Source organism: Tannerella forsythia 92A2 (genome assembly GCF_000238215.1).
GTDB lineage: Bacteria > Bacteroidota > Bacteroidia > Bacteroidales > Tannerellaceae > Tannerella > Tannerella forsythia.
Genome location: NC_016610.1, coordinates 1,244,895 through 1,264,019, shown reverse-complemented (window position 1 = coordinate 1,264,019; position 19,125 = coordinate 1,244,895). Strand labels below are relative to the sequence as shown.

General features: G+C 47.6%; 15 protein-coding genes. 4 read left to right on the top strand and 11 right to left on the bottom strand.

Going from position 1 to position 19,125, the window contains the following annotated elements:
• The first annotated feature begins 3 nt into the window (after positions 1 to 3).
• On the top strand, positions 4 to 444 hold the full coding sequence (locus BFO_RS05095; protein ID WP_041590696.1) for a hypothetical protein: 441 nt from the start codon (positions 4 to 6) through the stop codon (positions 442 to 444).
• Positions 445 to 609: 165 nt separating this feature from the next.
• Positions 610 to 2,577 (top strand): M4 family KLIKK metalloprotease forsilysin, encoded by a 1,968-nt coding sequence (locus tag BFO_RS05090; RefSeq protein WP_014224577.1) that lies wholly within the window; start codon positions 610 to 612, stop codon positions 2,575 to 2,577.
• Positions 2,578 to 2,957: 380 nt separating this feature from the next.
• Here the strand turns inward: BFO_RS05090 and BFO_RS05085 are convergent, their stop codons facing one another.
• From BFO_RS05085 to BFO_RS05060, 6 genes are read right to left on the bottom strand one after another with little or no spacing between them, the layout of a single operon-like run.
• The gene (locus tag BFO_RS05085) at positions 2,958 to 4,271 is read right to left on the bottom strand and encodes a DUF58 domain-containing protein (RefSeq protein WP_014224576.1); all 1,314 of its coding nucleotides are present in this window, start codon (positions 4,269 to 4,271) and stop codon (positions 2,958 to 2,960) included.
• Positions 4,271 to 5,242 carry an AAA family ATPase gene (locus tag BFO_RS05080; protein ID WP_014224575.1) on the bottom strand — a complete coding sequence of 324 codons (972 nt, stop codon included), beginning with the start codon at positions 5,240 to 5,242 and terminating at the stop codon, positions 4,271 to 4,273. The genes BFO_RS05085 and BFO_RS05080 overlap by 1 nt, the downstream gene beginning before the upstream one ends.
• 1 nt (position 5,243) lies before the next feature.
• Positions 5,244 to 6,749 carry a DUF4350 domain-containing protein gene (locus tag BFO_RS05075; protein ID WP_052299237.1) on the bottom strand — a complete coding sequence of 502 codons (1,506 nt, stop codon included), beginning with the start codon at positions 6,747 to 6,749 and terminating at the stop codon, positions 5,244 to 5,246.
• On the bottom strand, positions 6,736 to 7,386 hold the full coding sequence (locus BFO_RS05070) for a DUF4129 domain-containing protein (RefSeq protein WP_041590695.1): 651 nt from the start codon (positions 7,384 to 7,386) through the stop codon (positions 6,736 to 6,738). The genes BFO_RS05075 and BFO_RS05070 overlap by 14 nt, the downstream gene beginning before the upstream one ends.
• Before the next feature lie 9 nt (positions 7,387 to 7,395).
• A complete protein-coding gene (locus BFO_RS05065) occupies positions 7,396 to 8,328 on the bottom strand; it encodes a hypothetical protein (RefSeq protein ID WP_014224572.1) in 933 nt (310 codons plus the stop codon).
• Positions 8,315 to 9,298 carry a stage II sporulation protein M gene (locus BFO_RS05060; protein ID WP_014224571.1) on the bottom strand — a complete coding sequence of 328 codons (984 nt, stop codon included), beginning with the start codon at positions 9,296 to 9,298 and terminating at the stop codon, positions 8,315 to 8,317. The genes BFO_RS05065 and BFO_RS05060 overlap by 14 nt, the downstream gene beginning before the upstream one ends.
• Before the next feature lie 1,009 nt (positions 9,299 to 10,307).
• Between BFO_RS05060 and BFO_RS05055 the strand changes: the two genes are divergently transcribed.
• The gene (locus BFO_RS05055) at positions 10,308 to 11,660 is read left to right on the top strand and encodes an IS5 family transposase (protein ID WP_046472573.1); all 1,353 of its coding nucleotides are present in this window, start codon (positions 10,308 to 10,310) and stop codon (positions 11,658 to 11,660) included.
• Positions 11,661 to 11,790: 130 nt separating this feature from the next.
• Here BFO_RS05055 and BFO_RS05050 read toward each other — a convergent pair whose 3' ends face one another.
• The 4 genes from BFO_RS05050 to BFO_RS05035 form a co-directional block, all read right to left on the bottom strand.
• The gene (locus BFO_RS05050) at positions 11,791 to 12,090 is read right to left on the bottom strand and encodes a hypothetical protein (RefSeq protein WP_014224568.1); all 300 of its coding nucleotides are present in this window, start codon (positions 12,088 to 12,090) and stop codon (positions 11,791 to 11,793) included.
• A 57-nt stretch (positions 12,091 to 12,147) separates the two neighbouring features.
• Positions 12,148 to 13,131, bottom strand: a complete 984-nt coding sequence (gene pfkA / locus BFO_RS05045) for a 6-phosphofructokinase (protein WP_041590693.1) — start codon at positions 13,129 to 13,131, stop codon at positions 12,148 to 12,150.
• A gap of 127 nt (positions 13,132 to 13,258) precedes the next feature.
• Positions 13,259 to 14,665 (bottom strand): glucuronate isomerase, encoded by a 1,407-nt coding sequence (gene uxaC / locus BFO_RS05040; RefSeq protein WP_014224566.1) that lies wholly within the window; start codon positions 14,663 to 14,665, stop codon positions 13,259 to 13,261.
• The gene (locus tag BFO_RS05035) at positions 14,665 to 16,470 is read right to left on the bottom strand and encodes a Na/Pi cotransporter family protein (protein ID WP_014224565.1); all 1,806 of its coding nucleotides are present in this window, start codon (positions 16,468 to 16,470) and stop codon (positions 14,665 to 14,667) included. Before BFO_RS05035 ends, uxaC begins: the two co-directional genes overlap by 1 nt.
• A gap of 63 nt (positions 16,471 to 16,533) precedes the next feature.
• Between BFO_RS05035 and BFO_RS05030 the strand changes: the two genes are divergently transcribed.
• On the top strand, positions 16,534 to 18,213 hold the full coding sequence (locus BFO_RS05030) for a nucleoside kinase (protein ID WP_014224564.1): 1,680 nt from the start codon (positions 16,534 to 16,536) through the stop codon (positions 18,211 to 18,213).
• Here BFO_RS05030 and deoC read toward each other — a convergent pair.
• Positions 18,210 to 19,124 carry a deoxyribose-phosphate aldolase gene (deoC, locus tag BFO_RS05025; protein ID WP_014224563.1) on the bottom strand — a complete coding sequence of 305 codons (915 nt, stop codon included), beginning with the start codon at positions 19,122 to 19,124 and terminating at the stop codon, positions 18,210 to 18,212. The two genes, BFO_RS05030 and deoC, sit on opposite strands and share 4 nt — an antisense overlap.
• Position 19,125 lies beyond the last annotated feature (1 nt).

Genomic DNA, 19,125 nt, shown 5'->3' with positions numbered 1-19,125 from the left:
ATCATGAAAAAACTAATTTCAGCAGTCATTTTGATGGCTATTACATGGAGTACACTTGCGCAAAAAACCATTCTTCGAAAAAATTCAAAAGGAGTTCTTGAGTCTATAGAATTTTCGGCAGATGATAAGCAGGTGATAATACCGACATCTGCTGAAACTTTCTTTAAGAGTATCCTTAAAGTAAAACCGACCGATGAGTTCAGAAAAATACAGCACAGACAAAAACAAAAAGAATTTATTCACGAACATTTCGAACAGTATTATAATGGAATTAAAATAGATGGAGCCGGATATAATTTCCACTATAAAAACGGTAAAATGTACTTTGCACATGGGCATTACGTAGATGCTAGCGACGTAAGCCCCAAGCCTTCTATTACCGGACACGAAGCTATGAAGCATTTTGCTAAATATAAAAATATGAATATCCGTGTTTGTACCTAAAAGCTCCATTAAACTATTTAATAACAATAATTTGGATGTATGGATTGAAGCAAGAGATAAATTTCTGTATATCAGTAATATATAATTAATTTTAGGCATATATACGGACATTCATTTATATATAAAAATATACCGGAAAAAGCGATTTACAATTATATAGCAGAATTGATTATAAAAGAAATTTTAGAAAAAACGGATACCTTGCCGGCACTTGTTTACAGAGTATATTTATATGCAGATTATCCGCAAAATACAGAAGTAGGATTTATAGATGCACATACGGGGAGTCTGCGAATGACTGAACCAGTTTTTATCGATTTTTCGGCACAGGGAACATTTGCGACCCGCTATTCCGGAAGCCAACAAGGAACTACACATAACTATCAAGGAAGTTATCATTTGGTCGATTCCACACGAAATACAATTATTCATACATGGAATTTAGAAGGGAGAACGAATATCTTAAGCAGAGTAGATATAACGGATAATGATAACAATTGGACACAGGCAGAACACCGTCCCAACAACAACGATATGGGCTTGGACGTGCAGTGGGCATTACAGCGTATTTGCGACAGATTATACAATACTCACAATATAAACAGCATGGATGATGATGGGTTTACAATTGACGCACATATACGCTATAGCAATAATTATGACAACGCATTTTGGAATTCTATTGATCGCACATTATCTTTTGGAGAAGGAGGTAGTGATTTTCAACCCTTAGCAAGTGTTGATGTGGTTGCTCATGAGTTTGGGCACGGTATTACTCATTTTCAGATAGGCTGGAACAACACAACAGATCAAAGGGCTTTTAACGAAGGGATGAGTGATATTTGGGGAGTTATAATGGAACATCGCATACATCCTAATTCTGTATGGCAAATTGGAGAACAAATTACTAGAAATTATTCTTGTTTAAGAAATTTACAGAATACGAATGCAAGTAATGCGATGAGTCAAATTGCAAATACATACGCTTCTCCACAATATAACTCAGGAGACAGTTATGTGCGTGGAGGTGTTTTTTCGCACTGGTTTTACCTATTAGTAAATGGAGGTACTGGAGTAAATACCTTGGGAAGAAACTATTCAGTATGGGGAATTGGGATGGATAATGCGGAAAATCTTATTGTTAAAGCTGTTTTCGGTGGATATTTACGCTTTACAACTTCTTATGCACAAATCAGAACATCAATGATTAATGCAGCAAGAGAAATAGCGGGCACAAATAGTTTCTTAGAGCACCAGATCGAAAATGCCTGGTATGCCGTAGGAGTGGGGAATACCCAATATCAGCCCCACCTCTCCGGCCCTGCATCGGTCTGCGATCAGGCAACCTATACGATAGAAAACCTGCCGGCAGGAGCAATAGTTCAATGGAGTTTAAGCAATAATAATGCTATAATCTTATCGTCTACAACTGATAAAGTAACATTAAAGCGTAGAAATACAGGAGATGTTGAATTAAGAGCAAATATCAGAATAAACAGTAACCCCCTTAATATTAACAGAAACATATGGTTATTCGACCCAATATTAGAAGCATCTGTTTATGATAATGGAATAGGATGGCATAATGCAGATATGTCATATGGGCAGATCGGTTTAAATTTGTATCAAGTTACTCCTAATAGAGATATTCATTTCCGTATTAATAATGCTCCTTTAATAAATATCCCCATTAGCAACTGGGAATGGGTTAATTATAATCCGAATATCGTATCGGTATCTCATCAAGGTGGATATATAGCACATCTTACACCTCTCAGGGAAGGACGAGCAAGAATTAATGTTCGCGTTAAGCAACAAGGCTGCTACACGAATAGCATAGCATTGTCAATTGAGGTAACATCCCGTTCTCACTTCACCCTCTCGCCCAACCCGGCAACGGATGCAGTGACCTTGCAGCTGACGGAGACGGACGAAGTCAACGGATTAAGCGTGCTCTCGACCGACAGAAGCCCCTACGAAATCCAGCTCTGGAGCGGTATGACGATGCTGCGCTCGTTCCGGACGAATGAGCCGACGTTCCAAATCTCGATGGCCGGATTGCCGGCGGGACTGTACTTCGTGCGCGTCGTCAAAGACGGACAGACGTATACGCAGAAGTTGATCAAAAAATGAGAAAAGTGAAAAACTAAAAGTGAAAAGTGATGCCCTTCGGGCGTTTAACTGTTGTGCTGTTGAATGGTTGAGTTGTTTGATTGTTGGATGGAAGCTGATGGCTGATTGCTGAATACTGACCGATAAATTACATCAGGCTTACAGCCCTCCGAACAAGGTGGGACGGGACCCCACCCTTACGGGATGGGGCTGAAACAGAACGGGCTTTCAGCCCTTGTATGCCCTTGGGGCGTTTGAACAATGGTCAATGGTTATACGTGTGGTACAGACCAAATCATGTACTCTGCATGATAATTGACAATTAAATTACGCTGGCTGCTGAACGCTAACTAACCAACAACTAAATATCTAAACACTCGAAGGGGAATATGGCCTTAAACTTAAAGCAGTCGTTTGGCTTTCATCTCAAGGTATTTGTTGATGACATCGACCGAGAGGTCTTCGGGTGTGGTGAGGAGCGAATAGATGCCATGCCGGCGGAGGGTGGTCGTCACGTATTGTTTTTCGTAGATAAACCGGTCGGCGATCACCTGATGGAAGCAGTCCTCGGAGCTCTGCGGAGGGCGTGCGGCAAAGTCACGAAGCTCGACATCCTCGAAGAAGATGACCAGCACGACGTGTTGACGTGCCAACTGCTGCATATAGCTCAGCTGGCGTTCCATCCCGATGATGCGGTCGAAATTCGTGTAAATGATGAGCAGACTGCGTTTGCTTACGTGTTTGTTCAGATGCACGTAGAGTGACGAGTAATCGCTTTCGCCGAAGGTAGTCTGTTGACGGTAGAGGTCTTCGAGCAGGAGCTGCATCTGCGACGACTGCTTTCCGGCCGGAACGAATGTCTCAAAACGCTCGGCAAAGGTAATCAGCCCGGCCTTGTCTTCTTTCCGGATCGCTACGAACGAGAGTACCAGCGCGGCATTGATCGAATAGTCGAGTAGGGTCATCCCCCGAAATGCCGACTGCATGACGCGCCCCTTGTCGATGATGTTGTAGATATGTTGCGACCGTTCGTCCTGATACGTGTTGACCATTACCTGATGCCGGCGGGCGCTGGCCTTCCAGTTGATGGTGCGGTAGTCGTCGCCCTTCACATATTCCTTGATATGCTCGAATTCGGTATGATGACCGATGCGACGAATGCGTTTGATACCTAATTCGGTCAGGTTATTATGGATGGCCATCAGCTCGTAGCGGTGCAGCATGAGGTAGGAGGGGTAGACTTTGACCCGGGCGGGCTGACCAGCCGTGATACGGCGTACGACGAACCCGATGGCCGTGGAGACGAACAGACGGATATGTCCGAAGCCATATTCGCCGCGTTTCACTGGCCGTAGCTGATAGACAATCTCTTTGCGAGCGCCGGATAGCAGGTGGAGCGGGAAAAGAATATCGCGCCGCTGAAACACGTCGGGTAGCTCGTCGATCACCTCAATATGTACGGCGAAGGGATAGCGGTTCTCTACGGCGATGCGTACAGGGTTGGGGTCGCCGTTCGAGAAACGGGCGGCACACGAACGCTCGGCATATACTCCATCCTTCTGCCGCCACAGCAGCGCAATGTCAGCTGCCGAGAGCAGCGCCTGTGCCACGAGCAGCATCTTCCCCGCCATGAATAACACGGGAAAGACGTAGCCCGCCAGAAACAGGACGACGGCTGCCACGCAGAAGATGTAAAACCGCTTGCTCAGGTACATTATTTCGGTACTTCTACTTTTTCGATCAGACGGCGTATGACTTTCGACGGCGTATGTCCTTCCATCTCGGCTTCGGCCGTCAACGTCAACCGATGCTGCAATACGGATGGGGCGATGAATTTCACATCTTCGGGTGTGATAAAGTCGCGTCCCTGCAACAGTGCGAAGGCCTTGGCCGACTGCATAAGCGCTACCGACGCACGCGGCGAGGCGCCGAGATAGACGGCCTTGCTCGTGCGTGTCTGATGGACGATGGCAGCCACATAACGCAGCAGAGACGGTTCGACATATACCTTGCCTACACAGTCGCTGAGCCTCAGCAGCTCGTCGGCCGTCAGGACGGGGCGGATCGTCTCCAGCGACGTCAACCGCGCGTTCGCATGATGACGTTCCAGAATCCGCACCTCCTCGTCGAGCGTGGGGTATTGCATCGTGATCTTCATCAGGAAGCGGTCTAACTGCGCTTCGGGCAGCTTGTAGGTGCCTTCCTGTTCTACCGGGTTCTGCGTAGCCAGAATGGTGTATAACGGGCTCATCTTATACGTTGTTCCGTCGAGGGTCACTTGTCGTTCTTCCATCACCTCGAACAGGGCGGACTGTGTCTTGGCGGGAGCGCGGTTCACCTCGTCGACGAGTACGATGTCGGCGAAAATCGGCCCCTTATGAAAATCGAAATCACTCGTTTTCATGTTAAACACCGACGTACCCAGCACATCCGACGGCATCAGGTCGGGCGTAAACTGAATACGTGAGAAGCGTGCGTCCACGAGCTGTGCCATCAGTCGCGCCATCAGTGTTTTGGCAATACCCGGTACGCCTTCGATGAGCACATGCCCTTTGGCCAGCATCACGGTAAGCAGCAAATCGACCGTGCGCTCTTGCCCGACAAGTACCGACGACATGGCCGTGCGTATCCGACCGATTTTCTCCGTGAACCCCGTCAAATCCATTGTTTCTACTCTTTCTTCCATATTAATCCAATTTGCTTTTCCATTCATTGATCCGGTCGATATGGCGTATCATCGCAGCCTCATCGGCCGGTGTATCGTTGTGCAGCAACTCGTTCAGCTCACGGAAAGCCGGCCATAGCTCTTCGGCAGGCAGTCCCATTTTTCGGGCCAAACGTCCGTTAAGCGTTTCTGCCGGCTCGCCCGATTGCAGATCAAGCCCGTGAAGCCGTTTTGCCTCTGTGCAGAAATACAGATATTTCTTTTTAATCATCTCTTTATAATCTTTCCGCTGATAATACAGATGACCGATCAGCTGCGCGAACCGAAGCATCCCGTTAGCGGGTGGCTGCACGACGGGGATCACCCGCTGCCGCCGTCGGGCGGTGAAGAACATAAACAGCAGAAGCGTCAGCATGGTTGTGTACAAAGCCCAACGCAATGGCGAATGTTTCAGGAAAAAACGGAACAGGCTGCCTGACTCCTGCGCGCCTTCGCCGTATGATTCGAGCCGTATGAGCGGTAAAGTTCCCGCCCCCATACACGAAAGCAGACGGAAGATATACGAGGCATTATTTCCGTCGAGCATGCCGTAGTTGGTGAAGAGCAGCGGTGTTGTCACCAGAAACAGTTCACCTTCACCGATATGCGCCCGTATCGCTACCGGCCTTCCTTGCCCGTCGCAAACGAGCACTCCGGACGAGTCGCATCTCATCTTGTCCGAACGAGGTCGCGCAAGCGTATCGTGTTCAGAGCGCAACTCTTGCGCTTTGATTTTCAACGTATCGTCACCTGTATTCAGGTAAGACGAATGGGTTTGCGGATAAACTTCATAAATCGCTTCGGCATGAAGCGTATCGAACCCCCAATAAAGGCTGTCGCGTTCGCGGGTTTGTTTGACTGAACGCTCAAAATAACGGACATAGCCCAAGACGGCATCATGCTCGGTCGAAAACCGGAGTGAATCACACAACGCACCGGAGAACCACGAGGCGCAAAGCATCACCTTATTGCCTTGCCGAAGCAGACCGTACAGCGCTTTCACATCGATCGGCTGCATCAGCAAACGCTCTTCGACTACGAGGATAGCACGCCGCCCCGCTTCGGGTAGCAGCTCTGGCTTCGGTAAATCGAAAGCATCTTCCTCCGCATCTCGCACGGAGATTAGACTGTTATCTTCGTCAAAATAGATGGTATCGTATTCGTCATCAGACGCATCCTCTTCAAAATATTCTTCTGTCTCTTCGGCCGAAAACGTCTCATCCTCCATTAGGAAATCGCTCTGTTCTTGCCACAGCCTGAACGTATCGACACTTGCCATATAGATTTCGTAAAGCGACCGGTTTTGGACTTCATACGCAACGACAGACGTCCCGACCACCTCATCGAACACGTAACATCCGAAAGGCTGGCGGTCGTTATGGTAAAACGTCGGAGTCCACCGGAACGGCTTGGGTGAATAGTACTGAAATACAAAAGCCAGCACCATAAATACGCCGAGTATCACGAAATAACGTTTACTCCCCTTCATGCTCCTCCCCTCCTTCCCGGATTTGCCGTTGTAGCTCACGCATAGCATCGAACAGTTCCGGCGTGGCCTGATAGTTACCGTATCGTACCTGCAAAAAACGATTCGTAAAATCGCGAAACACCGGTCGCAGCACTGCCGGCTTTAATTCGTAAATATATTCGGTAGGCGTCTTGAAAATGCGCCAGTCGATCCTTTGCTTATCGGCCAAAAAACGCAGGGTCTGCAAGTAAAGAAGGCGAACGGCCGACCGGAAATCGTTCGACGTCAAAGCGGCCGACAGTTCTTTCTCAAAATCGACGCCGTAAATATTTTCCTCTTCCACGTCGTAAGGAAGATCTGGCATCTTCTTTTCGCGCATAAACAGAGCAGGATGTTTTTTCCGGATAAAATATATGGCAAGCGCGAGCACCAACACGAAGCCTCCGATTAACACCCATCCCGTCCATGTATCAATCGTATCGACTTCGGCGTTGCGAAATAATCGCCGCAGGATATGCGCCAACCACTGCCGGATGATCTCCGTCAGGCCGGTATCCGACATTTGTAGCTGACTGTTATAGTCATAGCGAGCATCGGACTGATATTCCGCGATTCTGGCTGCATTGTAACAAATCGTGTCGGAGACGGCGTGAGTCATGCTTGCGTGCTACAGGTTCGCGAAATTGGAAATTTCCGTTTCGACCGTGACGCCCTCGCGTTTCTCACGGATATGGAAATACTCGAATGCAATCCCCACCATCCCCACCATTTGTGCAATATATGATCCGTACGACTGGATAATCCCCAGTACGTACGTCAGCAATTGATACCAAAGCGACTGGTCGATCCCCGAATCGGGCGAGGTCAGGATGAACACCTGAGATACTACCACAACCAGATACCAGGGCAGGTAAGTTACCGTGTTGATAATTCCTCCGATGAGTCCGAAGACAAAGAGAACGCCGAATATTTCGATCCAGAACGACATCCCATAACGAAATGCCCGCTGCAAGGTTTCGAAGAAAGGCTGCTCTTCAAAGAGATACATCGGGGTGAGAAGCGCCATCGGTAACATGATGATCAGGGCGCCGATCAGTACGAAAATAAGATAGACGACAAGCGCCCAAACGGACCATGTGGCAAGCATTCCTGCAAGACCTCCTACCAGAATTGTCATTGCACCATAAAACAGGATGATACGAAAGCATTTACCCAAGAAACGGAAAAGTGTTTCCTTGAATTCGCCGAACGTCAGTTCCATCAGTCGTTCGGTACGGTGATCATACACATGCATCATACCATAGATAAGGGCAGAAAGTATCATATTGCCTATCATATAGATAATGACGTATATACCGCCTCGAAGAACAAATTCTATCAAGATGTCTTTTGAGCCGTTTGGATCCTTCATTAATTCTAAATTTGTTGAGAAATAGGCGTTTAGAGCAAATGATTGAAAAATACACAAGGGTAGAATCAAGTAAAGCGAGAAACGGAGGATAACACGCCAGTTCTCACGAAGGTAATCGAACGTAATATTCAGTTTTTCACCGAATGTACGTACCCGATAGTAACGAATTTTAGGATTAGTATATTCCATTATCTGAGGATGTATGATGTTTGTTCTTCCATACCATACGTGGATAAATCACGAAATAGACGATTACGAACACGAACGAGAGCAGAATAAATGCAGCCCGCAACATATCGGGCAATTCCGTATGCCGCGTCAGGAAGCTCTCGATAAATCCGGCGATGATAAACATCGGCACAAGCCCTACGACGATCTTCAATCCCCTTTTAGCGCCTTGCCGGAAAGCATATCCGCGCGGATAAGTGCCTGGGAACAGCCACCCGTCGCCCATCGCCAAGCCGGCTGCACCCGCCACGACGATCGACGAAATCTCTAACGCGCCGTGAAGCCAGATCGAGAGAAGCGACTCCATCCCTACGCCTTGCTGAAAAAAGAACGTCTGAAACGCCCCGACCATCACGCCGTTGTAGAGAAGCATCAATCCCGTGCCGATCCCGGTAAGCAATCCGGCAATAAACACCCGAAACGAGACATAGATATTATTCGACGTAATGGCCAAAAACATTCCCAGTTCACCCTGACTGCCATAGACGGCCATCGGTTTGCCGCTGCGGATGTTGTCGAGCGTCATATCGACGTAGTCGTTGCCCATAATCAGACGCACGAATGTATCGTCGTGAAGGGCAGAGAACGCTCCGATCAGCACACTGCACAGGAATACCAGAAACGAATAGAGCAGTTCGCGGCGCGACTCGTACATTACGAGCGGAAGCTCCTCTTTCCAAAAGAGCAATATACGCGACCGTTTCTCTTTCTTGTTTTTATACAACGCATTGTGAAGCGCCGATGCCAGATTGTTCAGATAAGTCGTAATACGCGACCGTGGATAATGGCTGCGCGAGAAAGAAAGATCGGTCGTGATTTCGGTATACGCGTCGGCAAGGCGCCCCGGGTCTTGCGTGTCGGCGGATGCTACCACCTGTTCCAGACCTTCCCACTTGGCGATGTTTTGCCGTATAAACGAAATCTCTTTCAACTGCTAACCGTTTATTGCTGATAAAAACAGCACAAAAGTAAACCTTTTCATGTGTTTACGCAAAACGGAGACGTGAAAAAACTATTGTCGGCGTGATTATCGCCGAAAAAGTTGTTATTGAAACAAGTCAACATGCAAACATTTATTATGTCAGGCTTACAGCCCTTATATTCCGCAGGGCGTTGAGATATTGAATTGTTGAGATGTTTATTTGTTTAGTTGTTGATTTGTTGGATGAACGCCAACGAACAATTACGAATGACAAATTACGAAAGCTGAATACTGACCGCTAACGATTATGTCAGGCTTACAGCCCTCTAACCAAGGTATGAGCATCGATACCCCACCCTTACGGGATGGGGCTGAAATATATCGGGCTTGCAGCCCTTTCGGGTAATGGTTATGCGTGTTACATGCCGAATCATGTACCCGACAAAACCTTTAACCATCGACAATTAACATTTGGAAAACGGCCCTGAAAGGGCGTAATAATTCAGTCCAATGCGAAGCGTTGGGGAAAATGGTTGCCAGGTCATGGGAGGGCTGAAAGTCTGACGTAAATTAATGGTTAATGGTTATGCCCTGCGGGCGTTGAATAGTTGATTTGTTTGCCATGTAGTGTTCGCCCGCCATAACAACCGATTCGGCCGCGGATGGCAGGGACGCAATGAATTGCGTCTCTACGGTGCATATACAATGATGTATTCGCATTCGTACCTCGTAATTCGTAATTGATTTTCGCGTCCATTTGCGCCCTTTGCGTTCGGACATTTGTCATTCAGAGTGTGAGTGATGAATCTTTCCTCTCCGTACGGGATCCCTCACTCCGTTCGGAATGACAGAAAGAGGCATGCGTAATTCGTCATTTGTAATTGTACCATTTATCAGGAAAATAATTAGTCGCTCCTTAATATTTGCTTAATATTTTGTGATTCAACAAAATAATATTGAAAACAGTTGCATATATTTGCAGGAATTTGTATCTTTACAGAATAAAACCCTGCGAATTATGTTAGGAAAATTACCGGAAAAAGGGCAGCGGGATTTGTTCCGCCCCATGCTGAAAGATTTTATTGACATGAAGCACGAACTTGCCGTTCTTGCAGACAAAATAGACTGGTCCTATTTTGAAAAGGAGTTTGCTCCACTTTATTCCGAGAGAGGAGCTCCGAGCGTACCCATCCGCCTGATGGTTGGTTGCTTAATGTTAAAACATCTATACAATCTTGGAGATGAGCGTCTACCGGAATTTTGGGTTCGAGATGTTTACTTTCAGTATTTCTGCGGAGGTGAATTTTTTGAGCATGAGTTTCCTTTCGATCCGAGTGATTTCGTTCATTTCCGTACCCGTGTGGGTGAAGAAGGGATAGGAAAGATTTTTGCTTACAGTGTCCGTCTGCACGGCAAAGAAGTGCCTAAAGAATCCAAGTTTGTCCTATCGGACACCACCGTGCAGGAAAACAACATTACTTTTCCTACGGATGCCAAGCTGTGCAAGAAAGTAATTGATAAATGCAATAAGATTGCTAAGAAAGAAGGAATCATCCAGCGTCAGCGGTACACCCGGGAAAGCAAACAATTGCTTCGCGACGCTTACAACGGAAAACATCCCAAGCGTGTCAAAAAAGCCAATAAAGCCAAAAGGCGGTTGAAAACAATTGCCAATGCCTTGTTGCGTGAGCTTGACCGCAAAATGAACGAAGAACAGAAGAGACTGTACGAAAACGAGTTCTCGCTTCTTAAACAAGCTGTAAATCAAAAACGAAATGACAAGGATAAAATTTACAGTCTGCACAAACCCTTTACCCGCTGCATAGCTAAAGGTAAGGCACACAAACAGTATGAGTTTGGGAACAAAGTCGGACTCATTACTACAGGCAAGAAAGGCAGAAAAATCATTACAGCCGTACAGACATTCTTAGACAACCCTTATGATGGAGACACCATAGAACCGCTTCTTAGACAGATGGAAGACAATGATTTGAAATTACCTCAAGAACTTGCGTACGACAGGGGAGGGAGAGGTCGCAGAGAAATAAAAGGAGTAAAAATCATTACTCCCAACAAACCTAAAAAATCTGACAGTGAATATCAGAAAATGCAGAAACGCAAGAAATTTAGAACCAGAGCAGGTATTGAACCTATCTTCGGACATCTGAAAAAAGACTTCCGTATGGAACAGAACTATCTGTGGGGCGAAAAAGGGATACATATTAATGCCTACATGGCAGCAACAGCTTGGAATCTAAAGAAAATGCTGGAAAAGATTAAGGAAAATCTTTTGCGTTCTATTTTTTACGGGTTTCTGCCAAAGGAAAAAATATACTTTTATTCCTTTTTATTCAAGAAAATCAATTGTTAAGGAGCGACTAATTACAATCATTGACAGCTATCTGTTTATCATTAATAAAAACCCCTGCGGAGCACAAGGGTTGCAAGCCTGGGTTAAGGTGCAGCAGTACCTGCTGTCTTTTTATGTTCGCGGATTTTCTTTATTGCCCAATCGTAATAGCTCGACGTGGCCGAAACACAGTTACATTCGGGTCGTCGAAACTTAATCCGATAAAGCGGGTTGTTTCGTTCAGTTCCCGACTGTCTGACAAGTATTGCAAGAGTTTCTTCCAGCCTGTTCTGTAAGCTTCGGATGCCCCGTATCTGTCTGCGATGCGGATATATGCCAAGTCCAATCCCTCGAAATCAACGGCCTCGGCCGGAAAAAAAATCGCGTTGCCTTCGTTGCGGAAGACCTGCAAGTGTTCCTCCAATTGCGCAAGATAGGTTTTAGGTACCATCCCTCTTCTGCCGTATATAGATATTCCAGAAGCCGCCGCAACGGTTTCCCGGTCATGTTAGGTTGAAACGATCCGAAGCACGTTCAGCAGATCGCGGTTAATCGGTTTGTCTTTTTTGATGGCTTTCACGAAAGGTACCAGCGTCAACTCTTCATTTTGAATACCGACCATGGCATTTCGTTGTCCTTCGATCAGCGCATCGACGGCTGCCACTCCCATACGAGTAGACAAGATACGATCCTGCGCCGTCGGCGAACCTCCGCGCTGCAAATGACCGAGAATAGAGACGCGCACGTCAAATCCCGGATATTGCTTCTTCACCCGTTCGGCTACACCCATCGCTCCGCCTGTCACCTCGCTCTCAGCTACCAGCACGATGCTGCTGTTCTTCGACTTCCGAAAACCCATCTCGATCATTTCAGCCAATTGGTCTTTCTTCAAGGAGATTTCCGGAATAATCGCAGCCTCCGCACCTGATGCAATCGCGCCGTTGAGTGCCAGAAACCCTGCATCACGTCCCATCACCTCGACAAAGAACAAACGCTCGTGCGACGATGCCGTGTCACGTATCTTATCGACACATTCCATAATCGTATTCAGCGCCGTATCATAGCCGATCGTCGTATCCGTTCCGTTCAGGTCGTTGTCGATCGTTCCCGGCAACCCGATAATAGGGAAATCATATTCCTGCGCAAAGTCACGAGCTCCGCGAAGACTGCCATCTCCACCTATGACAATCATAGCGTTTATACCATGCTGAAGAATAACGTCATACGCCAGCTTTCGTCCTTCGGAGGTCTGAAATTCGGCACATCGAGCCGTCTTCAAAATCGTTCCGCCACGTTGTATGATATTGCTGACGCTCTGTGTCTTGAAATCTTCGATCTCGTTTGTGATCAATCCTTTATATCCTCGGTAAATCCCCTTTACCGCCATTCCGTTATAAATCGCAGTACGCGTCACCGCACGAATGGCCGCGTTCATGCCGGGAGCATCTCCTCCCGAGGTCAATAGACCGATACACTTGATCTTTGTCGACATATTGCTTCTTATTAATTTAAAACCCAATTAAAGCCCGAACCGGGGCGCAAAGATAGTGATTAACGTCGAATAAGAGGAGCAGGGATAAAATAATCGAACGATGCAACACAACGAAAAACCCGCCACGTTACCATCCGAAGTAACGCTTGGCATTGTAATAGCAGATATCTTCGACCATCTGATTGATAAACGAAAATTCGGAAGCAGGTAACAGGCCGTGCTCTATCTCGTTCCCGATGATATTACACAGAATACGGCGGAAATATTCATGACGCGGATACGACAGGAAGCTGCGCGAGTCGGTCAACATACCGACGAAACGGCTTAACAAGCCAAGCGACGAGAGGCTGTTCAACTGATTCTCGATTCCTTTATATTGATCAAGAAACCACCATGCTGCACCGTATTGCATCTTGCCGGGAACAGACCCGTCGTTGAAATTATAGAGGTTAGTTACGATCAAATCATTATCACGCGGGTTCAGATTGTATACAATCGTTTTGGCCAGATGTTCTTCTTCGTCAAGACGGCTGAAAAAGCGATTCATAGGAACGGCTACCGTTACATCATCGATCGAGTCGAAGCCTGTATCAGGTCCAATCTTTTTGAACATGCGGGCATTGTTGTTACGGATCGCTCCGATATGAAACTGTTGCACCCATCCGGAGCGACAGTCCATCACAGCCAGATCATACAGCAAGGCGGAGCAAAAGCGATCATGTTCATCTTTTCCGACCGTCTGTCCGGCACGTACCTTTCCGAAGATCGTTTCGACCTCGGCATCGGTGTACGGATCAGCGTAGAAGGTCGTCAACCCGTGATCGGACAGTGTACAGCCTTCCCGCTCAAAATAATCGTGTCGCTTTTGCAATGCATCGACAAGCTCTTTATAAGTACCGATGGTCTGATCGGCTGCGGCCGACAGTTTGTCGAGGTATTCGTTATACGCCTTCGGATTTCCGATGGCCATCGCTTTATCGGGTCTCCATGCGGGCAACACTTTAACCCCGAAGCTGTTTTCGCGAATCTCTCGGTGATATTCGAGCGTATCGGCCGGATCGTCGGTTGTAGCAACAACCTCGACCCGCATCCGTCGCATAATCGCTTGCGGGCGATATTCCGGTGTTTGCAGCTTAGCCGTACACTCTTCGTATATATGACGTGCATTGGAAAGTTTCAATGTCTCCTGAATACCGAAGATACGGTTTAGTTCCATGTGCGTCCAGTGGTAGAGCGGATTTCGCATGGTGTAAGGGATTGTTTCCGCCCATTTCTCGAATTTCTCATACGAGGGTTTGTTACCGGTAATGTATTCTTCGGGCACCCCGTTCGCACGCATGGCACGCCACTTGTAATGATCGCCGTCCAGCCAGATCTCAGTCAGGTCGGCAAACTGGTAGTTCCGGGCAATCATTTTGGGATCGAGGTGACAATGATAGTCTATAATCGGCAGTTTTTCGGCATGTTTGCGAAAAAGCTCGGCAGCCGTATCGGTCTGCAGCAGAAAATTGGCATCCAGAAATGTTCGTCGCATCATAATCTTTTCTCAATGATAGCTTGTACCACATTCAATACATAGTCTCCCAACTTCTCACATTCGGAGATAATATCCATGTAGAAGATGGCATCGGAATACTTATACAACTTATTGTCTATGTTATCTATATTGTTGTTTTTTAATAGATTTCGATAAGAGTTGATTTCGTTCTCCATATTGTAGGAGAGCGCCATGTCTTCGCGGGTACCGGTCTGACGGAGCAGGATGTCGTTCATATGAACGATTGCAGCATCGGTCAGGGCCAGCATGTGTTCAATATTATGATTTTGCTCGTCGGTAAAGTGTCCTTTCGCATCGTTACGCCGCTTGATGGTTTTCGCGATGTTGTTGCATGAATCGGCGATACTTTCGATTTCGGACACGGCGCGAAGCATCACGCGGATATTATTCTTTCCTTCGGCGCTGAGTCGTCCTTCGAGCACACGGGTCAAGTAGTCCGCAATCTCAACCTCCATGCGGTCACTGATCTGTTCGTATTTCTCGATGCGGTTATATGTTTTCAGGAATTTTTCATCATCCGTCTCATAGAGGATCTCTTTAACCATGCCCATCATTCGGTACACACGCTGTCCGTAGACAGCCATCTCTTTCTTAGCCTGCAAGAGCGATAACTCGGAAGTCGAAAGCATTCCGGATGAAATATATTTGAGCTGGAACTCTTCTTCTTCCGTTTCACGCGGCGATTTGATGATGGCCGAACAAATACGGACATAAAGATTCGTGAACCAGATCATGATGGCAATATTGCACAGATTGAACAACGTATGGAACAGTGAAAGACCGTATGAAACAGAAATCTGCAATGAGAAGAGGTGGGTCTGCAAGGCGATCAACCTCGGGTCTGTCAGTTCCTGACCGGAAGTAATTTGTTTCACGGTTTCCGGATCAAGGGAAGTGATGAAATTCGTTATTTCGTGCGGATCGCCCGGACCAAACTTCGTAACGACTTGAGCGACCATATCGGAGAAGGGATAAAAGAGGAGCATCATCCAGCAGACCCCGAACAGGTTAAACATCAGGTGCGCCAAGGCTGCACGGCGAGCCGATGTATTGGCCGAGATTGCTGCGATATTGGCAGTGATCGTCGTTCCTATATTCTCGCCCAATACCATGGCGGCAGCCATTTCGAAGGGGATCCATCCCTGAGTACACATGATCAAGGTAATAGCGACTGTGGCGCTCGAGGACTGCACAATTACAGTAAGTACCGAGCCTAAAAGCATAAAGAGAAGCAATGAACCATATCCCATGGAAGTGTAGTCACGGATAAACGAGAGTACTTCGGGATTGTTTTGCAGGTCAGGTACCGAATCTTTCAGGTAAGCGAGTCCGAGGAAGAGGAAGGCAAAACCGAGAATAAACTCTCCCCACGATTTCCGGCTGCTCTTTTTGGCGAACATGAGTGGAATAGCCACACCGATGAGTGGCAGGGAGAGGATGCTGATGTCAACTTTGAATCCGAAGATCGAGATGATCCATGCCGTAATGGTTGTTCCGACGTTAGCCCCCATGATGACGCTGATGGATTGTCCCAATGTAAGCAGCCCTGCATTGACGAAACTGACCACCATCACCGTCGTTGCGCTCGACGACTGGATCATGGCAGTGATGAGAAGTCCCGTCAGGACGCCCGTAAAGCGATTCGTCGTCATGACGGAAAGAATGTTCCTGAGTTTGTCTCCGGCCACTTTCTGAAGACCTTCACTCATCGTTTTCATTCCGTAGAGGAACATTCCTAACGAACCGACGAGTGTCAAAAAGTCCAAGAAAGAATAGTTCATAGAAAGATTGACTTGTATAATTTTTTTGTTACTTTGCGGACAAAAATACAAAAAAACAGAATTATGACAAAAACAGATAAAGAATCGATTACGGTCTATTGCAAAAACAACGATTTATATAAGGAGGTCCCTATCGGTTCGTCTTTGAGTGAGATTTACGTCATGTTGGGGGCTCCGCTACATTACCGCCCGCTGGGGGCGCGGGTCAATAACCGGGTCGAGAGTCTGACATATCGTTGTTGGAATCCGAAAGATATCGATTTTGTCGATTATACCCATCCTTCGGGCTATCGTATCTATTTGCGTTCGCTCTGCTTCATCCTTGTCAAGGCCGTCTACGACCTCTATCCCGATACCCCGTTCAATCTTGAGCATCCCGTGTCGAAAGGGTTTTATTGCGTGTTCGAAAATCGCCGGAAGCTGACACAGAAAGATGTTGAACAGATCAAACAGCGGATGCAAGAACTGATCGACGCCGATCTTCCGTTCAAGATGCGCAATGTACGCACTCCCGATGCGATGGAGACGTTTTACGAGCGGGATATGAACGACCGTGCTCTGCTGATCGAGACGGCCGGTATGGCTTACACGTCATATTACGAGCTGGACGGTTACATCGACTATTTCTACGGCAGCCTCGTACCTTCGTCGGGCTATATCCATCTGTTCGATCTGATGCCCTACTCCGATGGTGTACTGTTGCAGATACCTCAGCGCGACAACGTGCACGAGCTTTACCCGATGGTGCGTCAAGATAAGATGTTCCACGCCTATAAGGAGCATTTAGAGTTGCAGCGTACGATCGGTGTCAACTATGTGGGCGATCTGAACCGCGCCATATCGGTCGGAGACGCGCGTAAGATTATCATGGTATCGGAAGCGATGCAGGAGAAACAGATTGCCCACATCGCCGAGGAGATTGCTTCGCGTTACAACGAAGGCGTACGCGTGGTCCTGATTTCCGGCCCGTCCTCTTCGGGCAAAACAACCTTCTGCAAACGTCTCGAAGTACAACTTATCACAAACTTGTTACATCCGGTTGGGATTTCGCTCGACGATTATTATGTGAATCGAGAAGACACGCCAAAAGATGACGAGGGGGAGTATGACTTCGAGTCGCTCTACGCGATCGATCTTCCCTACTTTCACAGCGACCTGCGCAAGCTCATTGCCGGGAAAGAAATCGAAATTCCTTCGTTCGACTTCGAGCAGGGCCGGCGGGTGTTTCGCGGAGATAAATTACAGATACAGAAAAATTCCGTCCTGATTCTTGAAGGAATTCACGGGTTAAACCCCGAACTGACGTCACACCTCCCACCCGAAAATATTTACCGCATCTATGTCTCGGCCTTGACGACGATTTCGCTCGACGGGCATAACTGGATTCCCACGACCGACAACCGCCTGCTTCGACGTATCGTGCGTGACTACCGTTCACGCGGTTACTCGGCGCGTGAGACGATTGCTATGTGGCCGAAAGTACGCCGGGGAGAAGACAAGTGGGTGTTTCCGTATCAGGAGAATGCCGATGCAATGTTCAACAGCGCCATGATTTATGAGCTGGCCGTATTGCGTAAGTTCGCCGAACCGATCCTCAGCGAAATCCGCGAAAAAGATGCGGAGAGCGCCGAGGCTTATCGGTTGTTGCGATTCCTTCGCTATTTTAACTACATCCCGCTCGAAGAATTGCCCGTGACCTCTCTCCTACGTGAATTTTTGGGTGGGGGAGTCTTCCAGTATTAACGGATACCGAGTCCCAGCCGGTGTTCGATGTCGGCTACAAGGCTGCTGGCACCGATACGGAAGTATTCCTTCGTCAGCCATTCGTCGCCCAACAGTTCTTTTACGATCGTATAATATTTCACTGCGTCTTCGGCCGAACGTATTCCACCGGAGACTTTTACGCCGACCTTCCGTCCGATCAGTTGGTCATATTGTTTGATTACGCGGCAAATGGTATATACAGCTTCAGGTGTGGCGCCGGGATAACCTTTACCCGTCGACGTCTTAATGAAGTCGGCACCCGAATACAAGGCGAGGAGTGTAGCCCTCCGTATGTTGTCCGGAGTCGACAAGGCTCCTGTTTCGAGAATGACTTTCAGCTTGGCGTCGCGACAAGCATCTTTGATCTCGGCGATTTCGTCAGCCACCTCTTCACAGGCGTCTTCCATCAGGCAGCCGAGGTTCATCACGATATCGATTTCGTCGGCGCCGGCCATCACGGCCAAGGCTGTTTCGGCCACCTTAACTTCCGGGAATGTCTGAGACGAAGGAAAACCGGCCGATACCGCGGCAATTTTTACGTCCTGTGCCGTCAGGGCCTGCTTTACCGTCGCGGTAAAAACCGGGTAGGTGCAGATCGCTGCCACGTTCGACATGTCGGGCGACAGTCCTTCAAAGGCATTTACTCTTTCGACCATCTGCCAAACGGTTTCTTTTGTGTCGAGGGTGGTCAATGTTGTTAAGTCGATCAATCCGTAGACTTGTTTCAGGGTTTCACTGTTGAAATTCTTCTGATAAGACTTTTCAAGTAGATTGTTCACTTTTTCCGCGACGGCATCCGCCGAAAGCGCCGGATCGAAACGTTCTATACATTCGTGATACTTGTCGGCATGCGAATGATTGCAGGCATGCCCGTGTTCATGTTCTTCCATC

What these genes read in the sequence shown, in the direction of transcription:
- BFO_RS05095 (WP_041590696.1), top strand. Translation starts at nt 4, where the DNA reads ATGAAAAAACTAATTTCAGCAGTCATTTTGATGGCTATTACATGGAGT.
- BFO_RS05085 (WP_014224576.1), bottom strand. Translation starts at nt 4,271, where the DNA reads ATGTACCTGAGCAAGCGGTTTTACATCTTCTGCGTGGCAGCCGTCGTC.
- BFO_RS05080 (WP_014224575.1), bottom strand. Translation starts at nt 5,242, where the DNA reads ATGGAAGAAAGAGTAGAAACAATGGATTTGACGGGGTTCACGGAGAAA.
- BFO_RS05075 (WP_052299237.1), bottom strand. Translation starts at nt 6,749, where the DNA reads ATGAAGGGGAGTAAACGTTATTTCGTGATACTCGGCGTATTTATGGTG.
- BFO_RS05070 (WP_041590695.1), bottom strand. Translation starts at nt 7,386, where the DNA reads ATGACTCACGCCGTCTCCGACACGATTTGTTACAATGCAGCCAGAATC.
- BFO_RS05065 (WP_014224572.1), bottom strand. Translation starts at nt 8,328, where the DNA reads ATGGAATATACTAATCCTAAAATTCGTTACTATCGGGTACGTACATTC.
- BFO_RS05055 (WP_046472573.1), top strand. Translation starts at nt 10,308, where the DNA reads ATGTTAGGAAAATTACCGGAAAAAGGGCAGCGGGATTTGTTCCGCCCC.
- BFO_RS05050 (WP_014224568.1), bottom strand. Translation starts at nt 12,090, where the DNA reads ATGGTACCTAAAACCTATCTTGCGCAATTGGAGGAACACTTGCAGGTC.
- pfkA (WP_041590693.1), bottom strand. Translation starts at nt 13,131, where the DNA reads ATGTCGACAAAGATCAAGTGTATCGGTCTATTGACCTCGGGAGGAGAT.
- uxaC (WP_014224566.1), bottom strand. Translation starts at nt 14,665, where the DNA reads ATGCGACGAACATTTCTGGATGCCAATTTTCTGCTGCAGACCGATACG.
- BFO_RS05035 (WP_014224565.1), bottom strand. Translation starts at nt 16,470, where the DNA reads ATGAACTATTCTTTCTTGGACTTTTTGACACTCGTCGGTTCGTTAGGA.
- BFO_RS05030 (WP_014224564.1), top strand. Translation starts at nt 16,534, where the DNA reads ATGACAAAAACAGATAAAGAATCGATTACGGTCTATTGCAAAAACAAC.
- deoC (WP_014224563.1), bottom strand. Translation starts at nt 19,124, where the DNA reads ATGGAAGAACATGAACACGGGCATGCCTGCAATCATTCGCATGCCGAC.